This window comes from Maribacter sp. ACAM166 (genome assembly GCF_005771495.1).
GTDB lineage: Bacteria > Bacteroidota > Bacteroidia > Flavobacteriales > Flavobacteriaceae > Maribacter.
On the sequence record NZ_VAUW01000011.1, the window covers coordinates 57949 to 72653 of the forward strand.

Below are 14705 nucleotides of genomic sequence, written 5' to 3' on the forward strand. Positions count from 1 at the left end.
TGCCAAATACTATGCAGGAATACATTAGGATTAATAACGCAAGATGTATTTTTTTTTCTTTAGGACTCATTTTGAATAGGTGTTTTCCTGAATGTCTGCTGTTTTAAGAAATTTTTTTTTGGTACGATTTTCTAAAATAGAAACGACTAATACTTTTTGGTTTAGTATAGCACAGAATTTATTTGTCTTCAAAAAAGAACTTATGTAGCTCAATTAAGCTGCTACGTTTTATCTGTACCAAATCTTGCGTGTCCTTCAGGAAAATACCTAGAGAACGTTCATTGTAAATGAATTTCATCTCATTAGAATAATCTGTTACTACATACATATCTCCTGATAGTTGATAAAAAGGAATGGTCATTTTACTCTTTACTTTCACCCCTTTATTTACAATTTTTCCATCCCTCAAATTTGACTGAACATTTGTGTCGTTATTTTCTCCTGAGGCTACTTTAATATAGGCAACCATCATTTTTGTCCATTCTGCTTCATCAAGTAAAAACCATTTGATTTTATTAAAGTCTATCCCATATTCATTAATCCAGCCATAGCTCGTAAATCCAAGTAATACCTGTTTTTTACCATCCAATTTGGGTTTATCACTTGGTATAAATTCTTGAATTTTAAAAGTAATTACCGAAGCAGAAGACATATCCTTCAATTTTTTACCATCGAAATCTATTGTTTTTAATGAAAAACTGTTAATCTCAGGATTGTTGGCCAATATCCATTCCGTAGCTGTTAATTCTGCACGCTCTTTCATTTGCTCGACGGCAGCTATTCCTACTCCAATCGCTGCGAGGGCTCCAACTGCTCCTGCGATAGCGGCACCTTTGTCTTGAGCGTTACCTAGTTTAGGAATTAAGATAAATACTATAAAAAAGGCTACTATAGAGTTTTTCATAAATATATATTAATGTTTTAACAATAGGTGTTTTGTTTAAAAAGCCAAACCTACCAAATCAGATAGTTCCCCCGAACACCTCTTCAGTAGGCTGGCCTTAAATCAATAGGATGTAGATTTTTATTTATTTTTTTAGGGGTAATTGTTTTCATATTTCAAACCTAGGTCCTTAAAAGGAAAACCCCTTACGGGAATCCGTAAAGGGTTTTAAAAGATTAAAAAATAGAGTATTAAATAAGCCCTAAATCTTTGACTATCGCTACCAAATGAATGGCATTATTGGCATTGAATTGAATGCGTAGTTTGTTAAGCCGTTTCTCTATAGCACTTAAGCTTGCGGGTGATATATGATGTTTCTTATACAAGGCACTAATTTCTTCCTGTGATAATCCATTACTAAGATTGTCCAAAAGTGAAATATCATAATCGTCAATTTCCAGATTATTAGTAGAACTAAACGCATTAGATACCTCTGGAGAAAGGTATGTGGTATTTTCGTATGCTGCGTGAATAGCCTTGGTAAGGTTTTTTAATCCAGACCTGCTCTTACATACATAGCCATGTATATGATGTTTATTGAAAAGGTTCCTTACCGGTTGCAATCGGTCCTCGACAGAATAGACAATTACTTTTAAGGTAGTAAACTCGCTTTTTATTTTTTCGACCAGCGCTTCACCTGAAGGATATTTTTGGGAGCGATGGTCCGCTTTAAAGGAAAGATCGGTGATAACCAACTCAAAGGGATCATTGTCCAATACGGATCTTTTGATCTTCAGGTAAGCATCATCACAATATTGCACTTGTTGAATATCGGGCACACCTAATTCGGTCAATAGGGTGTGTACTCCTTTATTGATGTCTTCCATATCCTCCGCAATCAAAACCTTTTTGAACATACTCTAAATTGTTATCGTTGCCTTAAATCCATCATTTTTCTTCGATTCAAAATTAATCGTTCCATTAATCGATACGATACGGGATTCCGTATTTTGCAGACCATTTTTTTTTAAAAGGTCACATCCTATTCCATTATCACGATATTTTACTTCAATTTTAGAACCTTCTTTCGAGAAAATAAGAGCGACTGAAGAAGCCATGCTGTGTTTTCGCATATTGGTCATCAGTTCTTGTAGCACTCGGTAAATAGCAGTTTTTTTAATTTCTGTAACGGCTTCCCAATCAATTTTTGAAAGATTACGAGTTACAATGGTTACTTCTTGGTTAGTATAGCCCAACAGTAAGTCGTTTAACTGTAGCCCAAAATTATGGTGAAGGTCTATAGCACTATTTTCCCTAGAAATATCTCTTGTTTTTGAATAGATTCTCTCCATTTCATCCAGTACTCCATTCTCTATTCCAGGAGTATTCTCAAGTGATGTCATCATCTTATACATATCATTGGCTACTTCATCATGTACTTTTTTGGCGATTCTAGTTTCGGTCTTATAGATTTCTTCAATTTTTGCTTTTCTATATCGATAGCTATAGATAAAATAGGAAGCGATTAATAGTAATAGAATGAACAAAGCTAAGAATTGATATACCAAGAGTTTTCGAGATTCTACTTCTTGTAACAGCTTGCTTGCTTGGGTTTTCTTTTGCTCCTCGGCTACGTTATATTTTAAAAAGGCGTTTTTGTTTTCGGCAAGTTGCTTGGCATCTGAGATACTATCCGTTAATCGTTTATATTCATTAACGATAGGGTTTTCGTCTAATCGCATAAGTAGTGAAAGCGCATCCAATTTAAGGGAACTGCTATTTATGGTATGTGCCAATGCCAACGCCTTCTTCGAATACGCTCTTGCTTGAGCTGTGTCATTTCTATCTAAGTAGTATTCCGAAAAATGGTTATTGCTTGAATGTAAGCCGACCAAATAGTTTTTATGCGTTCTAATATCCAATGCCTTTTTTAAGTTTTCTAGTGCTTCTGGTAAGTTTAGTTTAGATTGTACGTAGCCTAAATTGTCTAGTACAAGGGCCATCTGTAAACTATCTTGGCTTTTTATACCTTTTTCATAGAGTAACGAATAGATGTCCATTGCATTAGTGTAATCCAGTTCATCTTTATAAACATTCGCCTTGTTATTGAGAATAATGATGCTGTCTTTGGTTTCTTGTGCAATTGCCAAAGCTTCGTTAAAGGAGTTTATTGCAGCGGTGGGGTTACGCGAGGCTCTATAAATTCTACCTAATTGATTATAAAGGCCAACTTTTTCATTAAATAGGGTATCATTCGATGACATTGATTTGATGAGATTTAAGGCCTCAACAATGTAGTTTTCACTGTTATAACTATTGCCGATTTTAAACTCACCAATAGCGATTAATCTTAAATTTCGTATAGCACTTAGTGTATCTTTTTTAATTAAAGCGGATTGCTTTTTTTTAAGATAAAAATTTATTCCAGCCGGAAGATTTTCTGGTTTTTCGGGGTCTACAATGGCTTTATAGTACAAGAGTGTACTGTCTTGCCTCGTTTGTGCGAAAGACATAGTAGACAGACATAATCCTAATAAAATATGAAGGGAACAATAAAAGAGGAATGAAAATTTAATGTGTTTCATTCCTCAAATGTAAAAACAATTTATGTATTAATTGGTTGGAGGAGGAGGTGGAATGTCTTCACCATCGCTACAACAAGCCTGTAGTTCAATTTCATTCTCTGCTAAATCTTCTGGATTACAGGAAAAAAAAGCTGAATTGAGGATAACTGTAAGTAAAACGATATATATTTTCTTCATTTTGTTAATTGTTTCCGAACATACCAATGGCCGTCCGAGTTTTTACTCAGTGATTTTTTGCGATGTATATCGCGTCGTAAAATGAAGGGACGTCTCCCAAGCTTGAGAAGTAGAAATCCAAATGTGGTAGTGCATAACCTACCTCTCAATCGGGTTATTTACTGACCGTATTTTAGATTTCCGAGAGACTGATGTTTTATAAGACTATGGGAGCAAAGCAAAGTCTAAATCAATCTGAGACAAAGAAAAGTAACGATGGGAGTTCTAGTCTAGACAAAGCTTAGACTTGTAGTAGACATTTGTTCGACACTATTAAAATCGGGCTTTATGAAGATTTAATGTGTTTTTTTTAACGTCGAAAAAATCATTATTTTAACAGAATGGAACGCAATAGGAAAGAAGAAATAATAAAAAAAGCATTTGACAAGGCAAAAAGAAATAGCGTTTCACAAGCGAAAAGTACCCTGGCAAAATTGATTGCAGAAGAAATATCTGAGCGTTCTGATTATATAGCGGCTAGAACTATAGAGCGGGCATATGATAAATATGTTCTTAATGATACATCGAAAGGAGAACCAAACCCTGATACAATTCATCTTTTATGTAATTATTTAAGCTTTGAAAATTATGGTGATTTTATAAAGAACCAACCGGTAAATGCATTACCTGTAGGTGATGCTTCTATTTTTATAAATAGGAAGAATATTATTTGGTTCGTTGGTGTTGTGATTATAGGTCTTTCATTCTTCTGGTACAGGGGTAACGACACCCTTTCTGAAAGTACTAATACTAGTTGTATGGTTTGGAGAGAAACACACTATAAAAAAATAACTTGTACTAATGCAGCTGACTTATACATAGAACCTTTAAATCTAGCAAAACTCACTAATTTTAAAAAGGTGAAAGTCAATGTGGCTACTGCCTTTTTTGATGAGTCTACCCGTCAACCTATGATCTGGTATTATAAGAAGGATACAGATGAAATAGATTATTTTACTGCTCCTGGTTTACATCCAATTAATGGAAAAACGCTTAAAGTTATTACACCTTATATTGTTAAAAAGTATGTACCCAAACATATTTATAATGAAAATTCTTTCACTGAATAATCATCATCATAATTTTCTGATTTAGGATTGTTCTCAATTAAAAATTTAAAAGAGAAATAAGTCGTATTGTGAACATACTATATTTGACTACGACACCAAGTTAAGAGCATATTGGCTGTTTTATACAATATTTAAATAAAGGCGTTTAGTCAAAAAAGTTGCCGCTTTATTGTGGCTTACTTTATTGTTACGGGTCTAAGATTTAACCGAGTTATAAGATACACTTATTTACTGTGGTGTGGGGGGAGCACACCGTCAATTAATGGTTCAAACATCCGCTCGACTATCTGAATTGATTTTTTTTCTTTCAATCAGTTACTCAATACTTTGTTTAAAATAGTTTCGCACAACTTATGGGTTTCCCAAATATCTTCAATTGATTCATGAGTGAATTTCCTTTCTTGTAAAACATTTATCCAATCTTCAATCATATTTACAAACCCTCTTTTGTGAAGAGTAGATTCCCAATTATCAAATTTCAATGTGTTCTCTTCTTCTTTTGTAAAATGAGTTCCCGAATCTAAATTATGAATCACCCATTTATTTCCTTCTGTGAAATACTCGGTTCTTTCTTCGGTAATACCACTAATTCTATTCATTCCACCGAGTAAAAGTGTTTCTCCTTGCTGCCATTGAACTTGAATATTCTCGAGCTTTTCATTTTTAACTCTAGAAACAACATTTATATTCTGGATTGATCCCTTTCCTAAAAAACGAAGACTATCAATTACATGAATGAAATCATCAAAAATAAAAATTCTTGGATTTCCAGCTAAATCGACTCTATTTTTTTGCCATCCTATTTGAATAGGATTTGGTTCTTCTGATAACGATTTTATTAAAGGTGCAAACCTTCTGTTAAATCCTAAGTAAAGAGGCAATTTGTTTTTTGAGGCTAATTCTAATATTTTTTCAGAGTCCTCAAGTGAATAGCTTAGTGGTTTATCTACAAAAACAGGAATCTTTGCTTTTAATAATTTAGATAAAATAAGTGCATGACTTTCAGTTGAACTATGAACCATTACTCCATCTGGCTTTGCTAAAATTAGTTCATCTAAACTCGCATAGGCTTCAGTTATTCTGAATTGATTTGAAAGTTTCTTTAAAGTATGAGTATTTCTTGTGCAAAGAATCGGTTCGATTTTCGAGTGATTTGCTAAAATTGGCAAATAAGCTTTTTGAGCAATACTCCCTAATCCAACTAATGCAATTCTTATTTTTGGTTTATTTGACATGTAACGAATCTAAAAAAATTAAACTGGTTTGTAAATTTACCATGATTTTTTTATTTGTTCATTTTTGCTAACGTTTATGTATATACGCTGTGGCGGGTTTTAATACGAATTTCTCCAAATAGGAGCAGACCAAGCCATACGGTATATACGGTGTGTCTGGTGCACAAGTCTTTGCTGAAGACAGCACTAATAATCAATTTTAGGATGCAGGGTAAAAAGGATTATCAACAGAAGCTTTTCAATATCTTTCAAATAAATAATGATGTATCAGAGACCAATTTCTACCGACGATTACAAGGAGTGCTCGATTTATCATTTCTCTATAATCTGACCATTAATTAGTATGGGATAGCGTTCAAGATGAAACTTTCTTTAGTTATAATTTTTTAGATTTCTTCAAATTGTGCGTAGTGGGTTACTTGGGAGATATTAGTATAGATTGCTAACTTAGTGATTATTATTCGATGCGCTTGGAGCTACTATTTTCTGAGTCGATGCTATTGATGAAGAACTGCCTTAGCATTGTACAGTACCTAAAACACTGTACGTATAACATTTGATTGGACGTCAAGGTAAGAGCACGTTGGCTGTTTAATTTAATTTTGAAATATATCTAAAAAAAGAGAATACACGACCGAATTCAAACAAAAGGGCAGTAAGCTTAGCTATGACAGAAGCTATACGGTGGAGGTATGTAGAGAATTGGAGCCTACCTTTCGATTTTGTTTTAATGATTAACCCTTCGTATATTGTTTTTCAAGATTTCATTAAGATTTTGGAGTAGGTGTACTACTGTATTCGTCTAGGGATAGTTGCCTTTTTTAAGTAATAAGTTTAAAGGTTAACCTTATATTCTTAAACATAGGCAAGTTTACAAAGGATATGTTTTTTCGGTTGGGAGTTTCTACTTCTACTATTTATAAATTAATATACTATTATCCATTTTTTTTGATGTCTAGCCACTACATTTTAGGCATCATTAATTTGTTTTTGGAAGGTTGAAATAAAAGGTTGTTTCTTCTTTAGGGGTGCTTTTTACATATACTTTTCCTTTAAAATGAGAGATAATTTTCTGAACAATACTTAATCCAATGCCTGTAGATTTAGTTGATTCAATTGTTTGAAACATACTAAATATTTTTTCTTGGTATTTTAGATCTATTCCAATTCCATTATCTTTGATTGAAAAAACATAGTCTTTTTCCGTTGTTTCGCATCCTAATTCAATTAAACCATTTTCTTTATCACTATGGTCCAAAGCATTCTGTATTAGAATTTCAAAAACTTTTTCAAACATAATTTCATCCGCAAACAGGGTGGGTAGTTCATTATTTATTTTAATAGTGATATGAGGAGGCTTATTTATTTCTTTAATAACCCGCTCTGCAATCGTATTCATGTTTATAGCGTTAGTCTTAAAAGAAGCAGGCGTTATATTTTTGTGCTGTTCGAGTTTTACTAATAATAACTCCATTCTTTCAACCTTTTCTCCCATAAGTTGAATCTTACTAATAGAATTTTCAAAACTGCTAGTTTCTTCCAGTTCTTCTTGAGTCCAAGTTAATAGGTCTGAAATATTTCTTAGTGAAGATTTTAATTCATGTGAAATAATATGTGAATAATTATCTAGTTCGTTTTTCTGGTTTGAAAGAATAGTAGATAATTCTGTTGTTTTAAAAATAATTTTTTGATCTATAATTAATTTCTTTTTAATTTTATTTTCAACAGCATTCACTAAATCATTCACATTTACTGGTTTCGTTAAATAATCTTCAGCTCCTACATTCATTCCAATTCTAACATCTTCTTTTTCGCCTTTCGCAGAAAGAAAAATCAAAGGAATAGCTTTTGTTATTTTATGACGTTGTAGTTTGTCAAACATTTCAAAGCCGCTAAGGGAGGGCATCAGTATATCTGAAATAATAAGATCTGGATTCACCTCTAAAGCCATTTCAAAACCAATTCTTCCATTTTTAGCCTGAAAAACGGTATAGCCTTCCATTACGAGAATATCGCAAATTTCTTCCCTTATGGCCAATGTGTCTTCTACAACTAATACTTTATACATAATTTGTATTTAATTTTTTGGAACCATTACTCGTGAAGAGGTTTCATTCTCGAGATTGCGATACACACATATGTTACCTCCAACTACTTCTTTTACAATTGATACACCAAGTCGTGCTCCCAAAATTAAAGCAACATGTACTTTTCGTGTACTAGGCTGAAATATAATTTTAAGGGCTGATTTTGAATCTCAATTTAGTATGCTGTAATCAAAACAATGATGGAGCTTTTTCTTGGCGGAAATTCAATAGTAATCTTTTTAGCAGCTATTTTTTTGTGTTACTAATTATTTTGATAAAATGTTTTAACCTAATTTTTTATTAATGAGAATGTTAGCGCTTAGTAACTAAACGTTCTCAGGTAGTAACATGTAGTATGATTTAGGCACAAAGGATATATCTCTTAAATTATTTTAGGAATACAATAGACAATAGATACATTTAAAGAGTTGAATCTAATTTATCGGCATCATCCTGATTTATCATTAAAATATCATCTAATAATTTTGTCATATGTATAATCTGATTTTCTAGTCTATTTATTTCATTTTTATGAGATCTAAGCAGTTGAGATAACTCGGCCGTTTTATCAATAATTTTTTGATCTATTATTAATTTCTTTTTAATTTTATTTTCAACGGCATTCACCAAATCATTTACATTTATTGGTTTCGTTAAGTAATCTTCAGCTCCTAGATTCATTCCAACTCTAATATCTTCTTTTTCACCTTTCGCAGAAAGAAAAATCAAAGGAATCGACCTTGTGTTTTTATTGTTTTGTAGTTTCTTGAACATTTCAAAACCGTCAAGGGAGGGCATCAGTATATCTGAAATAATAAGATCAGGAGTCTCCTTTACACTCATTTCATACCCAATTCTTCCATTTCTAGCCTGAAAAACGTTATACCCTTCCATTTCGAGAATATCGCAAACTTCTTCTCTTATCGCCAATGTATCTTCTACAATTAATATTTTAGACATAGTATTTATTTATATTTTGGAGTTAAGGATGTTCCATTCCTTATAGTACTATTAACACGTATTTTTCCTCCCATTGCTTCTATTGCTTTTTTTACAATTGATAAACTAAGACCAGTTCCCTGAATTAAATCACCATTTTCTCCTCTTCTAAAAGGCTGAAATATATTTTTAAGGGCTGATTCAAAAATTTTAATATCGGTAACTAAAAAAATCACATACCTTTTTGCAACACAATTCAATAGTAACTTATTTAGCATCTCGAGAAAAGTATATAGCCTTACTACGTATAGTAGTAGAAATACTCTGCCCTAACTTTTGATTAATGAGAATATCAGTACTTTTTAATTTTTTCTATGTTCCTTATAGGGATTATAAATATCTTCAATTCGGTCTTTAATAACGTTTCCTGTATTTGCATTTAAAGAGGTAGTATCTTATGTGCCATTGTCAGGCTGGCCAATATTTAAATCTTTTTGTTTAATAATTGTGTTATTTCTAAAACTTGATTTTCTAGTTTTTCTATTTGACTTTTTTGGTTTTCAACAAGATTTGATAATGCTGCTGTTTTATTAATATACTTTTGATCTAAAATCATTTTCTTTTTAATTTTATTTTCAACGGCATTCACCAAATCATTAATATTTATTGGTTTGCTTAAATAATCTTCAGCCCCTAGATTCATTCCAAATCTAATGTCTTCTTTCTCGCCTTTTGCAGAAAGAAAAATCAAAGGAATAGCCCTTGTTTCATCATTACTCAGTAGTTTTTGAAACATTTCATAACCGTCAAGGGGGGGCATGAGTATATCTGAAATGATAAGGTCTGGATTCTCTTTAACAGCAATTTCAAAACCAATTTCTCCATTTCCAGCCTGAAAAACGGTATATCCTTCCATTTCAAGAATATCGCAAACTTCTTCTCTTATGGCCAATGTGTCTTCTACAATTAAAATTTTATTCATGATGATTTTTTAATTTTTTAATTTTTAATTCTTTGCAATTTTTACAATAAAACATGTGCCATTCCCAATAGTACTAGTAACAATTATTTTTCCTCCCATTGCTTCTATTGCTTCCTTTACAATTGATAAACCAAGACCAGTTCCCTGAATTAAATCAACATTTTCTCCTCGGGTAAAAGGCTGAAATATATTTTCAAACTCAGATTGGGGAATTCCAATTCCGTAATCTGTTATTGAAATAAGTACGTAGTTTTTTTCAGACGAAAACTCAATAGTAACCTTTTTGGCATCTGGAGAAAACTTTATAGCGTTACCCATTAAGTTGATAAATATATTTCGTCCTAATTTTTCATCAATGAGAATATCAGAGTTTTTTAATTCTTCATGATCAATTAGCACTATTTCGTGTGATTTTTCGTGTGAACTATAAACTTCTTCAATTATTTCATTAATAAAATCTCCGAGGTTTACATATAAAGGTTTGTACCTCGTTTTACCAGCGTCGGCCTGACCAACAACTAAAATATCATCTAATAATTTTGTCATATGCTTCACCTGATCTTCAATTTTATTCAGTTTTTTATCTACCATACTTGGCTCCATTTTAGCCCAGTATTTTTTAATGGAGCCTGCAGCAAAATTAATTGCTGATAACGGAGTTCTAAATTCATGAGATGCTGTTGAAACAAATTTCGATTTTAGTTCGCTTAATTCTTTTTCCTTTTTTAAAGCTTCATTTAGCTCTAAGGTTCTTTCATCGACCTTTAACTCTAACTCAACTTTAGTATTGGCTAATTCATTTACCCACTTTTCTTTCTGTTTATTTTGAGCGTTTAGCTCTGTCACATCTCTGGCCGCTGCAAATACGCCTAGAACATTTCCTTTGTTATCTCTATAAACAGAGGCATTGTACAAAACATCTGTTAGTTTCCCTTTCTTATCTCTGATGGTTAATGGATAATCGGAGACAGAGCCTTCGTCAAAAACTTTTTTATAGCCTGTTCTAGCTTTTTTAGGTTCAGTAAAATAATTGGAAAAATCCGTACCTATTAATGCATCTCTTGTAACACCTGTAATTTTTTCAGAAGCATCGTTTACATCGGTAATAATACCTTCAGGAGAAATAGTAACCAGGGGGTCAAGGGAAGCTTCAATTAAACTACGGGCATATTGCGACGCTTGTTTTTGGGCGGTCACATCTCTAGCCGCAGCGAATACACCTAAAACATTTCCTTTGTCATCTCTATAAACAGAGGCATTATACAAAACATCGGTTAGTTTCCCTTTTTTATCTAGAATGGTTAATGGATAATCGGAGACGGAGCCTTCGTCAAAAACTTTTTTATAGCCTGTTCTAGCTTTTTCAGGTTCGGTAAAATAATTCGAAAAATCCGTACCTATTAATGCATCTCTTGGGACACCTGTAATTTTTTCAGAAGCGTCGTTTACATCGGTAATAACACCTTCAGGAGAAATAGTAACCAGGGGGTCAAGGGAAGCTTCAATTAAACTACGGGCATATTGCGACGCTTGTTTTTGAGCGGTCACATCTCTAGCCGCAGCGAATACACCTAAAACATTTCCTTTATCATCTCTGTAAACAGAGGCATTATATAGCACATCTGTTAGTTTCCCTTTCCTATCTCTGATGGTTAATGGATAATCGGAGACAGAGCCTTCGTCAAAAACTTTTTTATAGCCTGTTCTAGCTTTTTCAGGTGCGGTAAAATAGTTGGAAAAATCCGTACCTATTAATGCATCTCTTGTAACACCTGTAATTTTTTCAGAAGCATCGTTTACATCGGTAATAATGCCTTCAGGAGAAATAGTAACCAGAGGATCAAGGGAAGCTTCAATTAAACTACGGGCATATTGCGACGCTTGTTTTTGTGCGGTCACATCTCTGGCCGCAGCGAATACACCTAAAACATTTCCTTTGTCATCTCTATAAACAGAGGCATTGTACAAAACATCTGTTAGTTTCCCTTTCTTATCTCTGATGGTTAATGGATAATCGGAGACGGAGCCTTCGTCAAAAACTTTTTTATAGCCTGTTCTAGCTTTTTTAGGTTCGGTAAAATAATTAGAAAAATCCGTCCCTATTAATGCATCTCTTGGGACACCTGTAATTTTTTCAGAAGCATCGTTTACATCGGTAATAATACCTTCAGGAGAAATAGTAACCAGGGGGTCAAGGGAAGCTTCAATTAAACTACGGGCATATTGCGACGCTTGTTTTTGAGCGGTCACATCTCTAGCCGCAGCAAATACGCCTAGAACATTTCCTTTGTCATCTCTATAAACAGAGGCATTGTACAAAACATCGGTTAATTTTCCTTTTTTATCTAGAATGGTTAATGGATAATCGGAGACAGAGCCTTCGTCAAAAACTTTTTTATAGCCTGTTCTAGCTTTTTCAGGTTCGGTAAAATAATTAGAAAAATCAGTACCTATTAATGCATCTCTTGGGACACCTGTAACTTTAACTGAGGCATTGTTTACATCGGTAATTTTCCCTTCAGGAGAAATAGTAACCAGGGGGTCAAGCGAAGCTTCAATTAAACTACGGGCATATTGCGATGCTTGTCTTTGCTCTGTTATATCTTGTCCTACTCCTAATACACCTGTAATTTCACCCTTAGCATCACGACGAGTACTTGAATTTAATAAGACCAATACAGGCTGTCCATCTTTTGTAAATAACGGCAACTGGTAGTTGGCGGTTTCTTTACCAAGCAAAGCATCGTCTAATACTTTTTTTACGGATTCTCGGTGTTCTTCCGTGACATACGTTTGTACCAGATTTTTTCCTAATACATCGTCTTTTGTAAATCCAGTAATTTTTTCAGAAGCCCGATTCCATGTATTAACAAGTCCTTTACTATCTATACCAAAAATAGGAGCGTTGACCGTTTCAATAAGTAGCGTTAAATCATGAGCTATACTTTCCATTTCAGAACGATAACTAAGTTCTTTCTGGAAAGTGATTTCTGCGTTGGAAAGGACTAATTCATTTGCTTGTTTTTCTTTCTCTTTATTTTGAAAGGCAAGTTCTTTGTTGACAATAATTAACTCATCTGCTCGTTTTTCTTCCTCTTGATTTTGAAAGGCAAGCTCTTCATTGGCACTAATTAATTCATCTGCTCTTTTTTCTTCCTCTTCATTTTGAAGAGTAAGTTCTTTGTTGGCAAGAACTAACTCATCTGCTCGTTTTTCTTCCTCTTCATTTTGAAGGGCTCGTTCTGTAACATCTCGCCCTACTCCTAATACACCAGTGATTACGCCATTAGTATTACGACGTGTATTTAAGTTTAATAAAAGCACTAAACGCTTTCCTTCTTTGGTAAATACAGGCAGCTCATAGTTGGCAGTCTCTTTTCCAAGTAAAGCATCGTCCAATATTTTTAGTGCTGCTTCTTGGTAGTCTTCGGCAATATATTGTGTTAGACCTTTGCCTAACATTTCTGCTCTTTTAAATCCAGAAAGTTTTTCACTAGCCTGATTCCACTCATTTACAAGCCTTTTGCTATCGATACCAAAAACAGGAACGTTGGCCGTTTTAATAAACTGTCTTAATTCGGTTGCAATGGATTCTGATGCAGTTCTCAGTTTATCTATTTCTTCTAAAGATTGAATTGATTTGGAAAGCTCTATACTTTTTTCTGTAGCTATACGCTCTGCCTCTTGCCTTGCTTCTTTCTCTATTTTTAGGGCTTTTTCAAGTAATTGTATCTTCAAACCAGTATTCATTTTATTAACTATTAACTCGACGTTTTTACTATCAGTATCGTATTCATATGTATCAATTATACGCTGAACTGTATTTAAGGCAAACTTAATATTTTCGAAAAATACAAAAATTAATATATATTTAAACCTTTATTTCTGTCAATATATGAAGAATTTTCTTACTCATAATAATAGAATACTATTTTAGGTATATCGTACCAGACCTGAAACTGTACTAGAAAGTAGGATAAAGCATTAAAAAAACAAAAGCTCATCTACATTAGATGAGCTTTTGTACAAACAACTTAAACTAAAACAAACTTATTTAAATGTCGTTTCCCCTTCATTTGGGTTATAGACATAATTAAAGGTATAATATAGAGATGCATCAATCATACCATCTGGCGTTGTCGGTGCATCTTCATAGTAGCTAAGTAACTCAACTTTTGAGAAGTTTCCTTCCGTAGTTTTAAAAACAAAAACTTTACCAGGAATGGCAGAAATTATATGCGTCTGAGGGTTGTAATTGTACCATCCGTTATCACTCCCAGTTGGGATTGCGAATGATGCATCGGCATCTTGGTTAAATGTAAGTCCTTCTGCAGAGGTTACACTATCAAAAGTTCCGGTAACTATTGCGACACCAGCATTTCCATTACGGGCAGGCTCTTCGGCAGTACCAGATTCAGCGCCTCCATTTACGGCAATTGTAGTTCCTCTAAATGCGATGTCCCAATCGGTATCGCTGGTAGTTGGTAAGCCTGTCTCAAAATCAAACTTGGCAAATTCGCCACCTACGGGTTGCCCTTGTCCGCCAGTTTGTGGCGCATGTAAGTTGCTCACTTTTTCTGCTTGTATTAGCACTGCTGCTGGGGTGTTGTCATCGACATTACTGCAAGATGTGAATACTAGTGTTAAAAATGCTCCTAAAAAAATGTTCTTCGTCATGGGTTTTGGAATTGAAAACCTGCTCATTGTC

At 33.6% G+C, this 14705-nt stretch carries 12 protein-coding genes; 1 reads left to right on the forward strand and 11 read right to left on the reverse strand.

The annotated features are described in order from the left end of the window. Positions 1 to 178: 178 nt before the first annotated feature. From ES765_RS09805 to ES765_RS21720, 4 genes are all read right to left on the reverse strand, one after another. A complete protein-coding gene (locus tag ES765_RS09805; protein ID WP_138113699.1) occupies positions 179 to 904 on the reverse strand; it encodes a hypothetical protein in 726 nt (241 codons plus the stop codon). A gap of 230 nt (positions 905 to 1134) precedes the next feature. Beyond that, on the reverse strand, positions 1135 to 1800 hold the full coding sequence (locus tag ES765_RS09810; RefSeq protein WP_138113701.1) for a response regulator: 666 nt from the start codon (positions 1798 to 1800) through the stop codon (positions 1135 to 1137). 3 nt (positions 1801 to 1803) lie between these two features. Then, on the reverse strand, positions 1804 to 3396 hold the full coding sequence (locus ES765_RS09815; RefSeq protein WP_171017273.1) for a tetratricopeptide repeat protein: 1593 nt from the start codon (positions 3394 to 3396) through the stop codon (positions 1804 to 1806). Positions 3397 to 3495: 99 nt separating this feature from the next. Then, positions 3496 to 3645, reverse strand: coding sequence for a hypothetical protein (locus tag ES765_RS21720; RefSeq protein WP_171017274.1), 150 nt, complete (start codon positions 3643 to 3645; stop codon positions 3496 to 3498). Between the two features lie 380 nt (positions 3646 to 4025). Between ES765_RS21720 and ES765_RS09820 the strand changes: the two genes are divergently transcribed. Further along, positions 4026 to 4754: a hypothetical protein gene (locus tag ES765_RS09820; RefSeq protein ID WP_138113705.1), complete on the forward strand. Its 729-nt coding sequence runs from the start codon at positions 4026 to 4028 to the stop codon at positions 4752 to 4754. Positions 4755 to 5065: 311 nt separating this feature from the next. Here ES765_RS09820 and ES765_RS09825 read toward each other — a convergent pair whose 3' ends face one another. The 7 genes from ES765_RS09825 to ES765_RS09855 all read right to left on the reverse strand — a co-directional run bounded on the left by ES765_RS09825 (position 5066) and on the right by ES765_RS09855 (position 14674). After that, positions 5066 to 5989, reverse strand: coding sequence for a Gfo/Idh/MocA family protein (locus ES765_RS09825; protein WP_138113707.1), 924 nt, complete (start codon positions 5987 to 5989; stop codon positions 5066 to 5068). 979 nt (positions 5990 to 6968) lie between these two features. Next, positions 6969 to 8057, reverse strand: a complete 1089-nt coding sequence (locus tag ES765_RS09830; protein WP_138113709.1) for a response regulator — start codon at positions 8055 to 8057, stop codon at positions 6969 to 6971. Positions 8058 to 8496: 439 nt separating this feature from the next. Then, positions 8497 to 9036 (reverse strand): response regulator transcription factor, encoded by a 540-nt coding sequence (locus ES765_RS09835; RefSeq protein WP_138113711.1) that lies wholly within the window; start codon positions 9034 to 9036, stop codon positions 8497 to 8499. Positions 9037 to 9041: 5 nt separating this feature from the next. Then, positions 9042 to 9275, reverse strand: a complete 234-nt coding sequence (locus ES765_RS09840; protein WP_171017275.1) for a sensor histidine kinase — start codon at positions 9273 to 9275, stop codon at positions 9042 to 9044. Between the two features lie 224 nt (positions 9276 to 9499). Next, complete coding sequence (locus ES765_RS09845) at positions 9500 to 9997, reverse strand: response regulator transcription factor (protein ID WP_138113715.1); 498 nt, start codon at positions 9995 to 9997, stop codon at positions 9500 to 9502. Positions 9998 to 10021: 24 nt separating this feature from the next. Beyond that, positions 10022 to 13735 carry a PAS domain S-box protein gene (locus ES765_RS09850; RefSeq protein WP_171017276.1) on the reverse strand — a complete coding sequence of 1238 codons (3714 nt, stop codon included), beginning with the start codon at positions 13733 to 13735 and terminating at the stop codon, positions 10022 to 10024. Positions 13736 to 14047: 312 nt separating this feature from the next. Continuing rightward, on the reverse strand, positions 14048 to 14674 hold the full coding sequence (locus ES765_RS09855; RefSeq protein ID WP_138113719.1) for an HmuY family protein: 627 nt from the start codon (positions 14672 to 14674) through the stop codon (positions 14048 to 14050). Positions 14675 to 14705 lie beyond the last annotated feature (31 nt).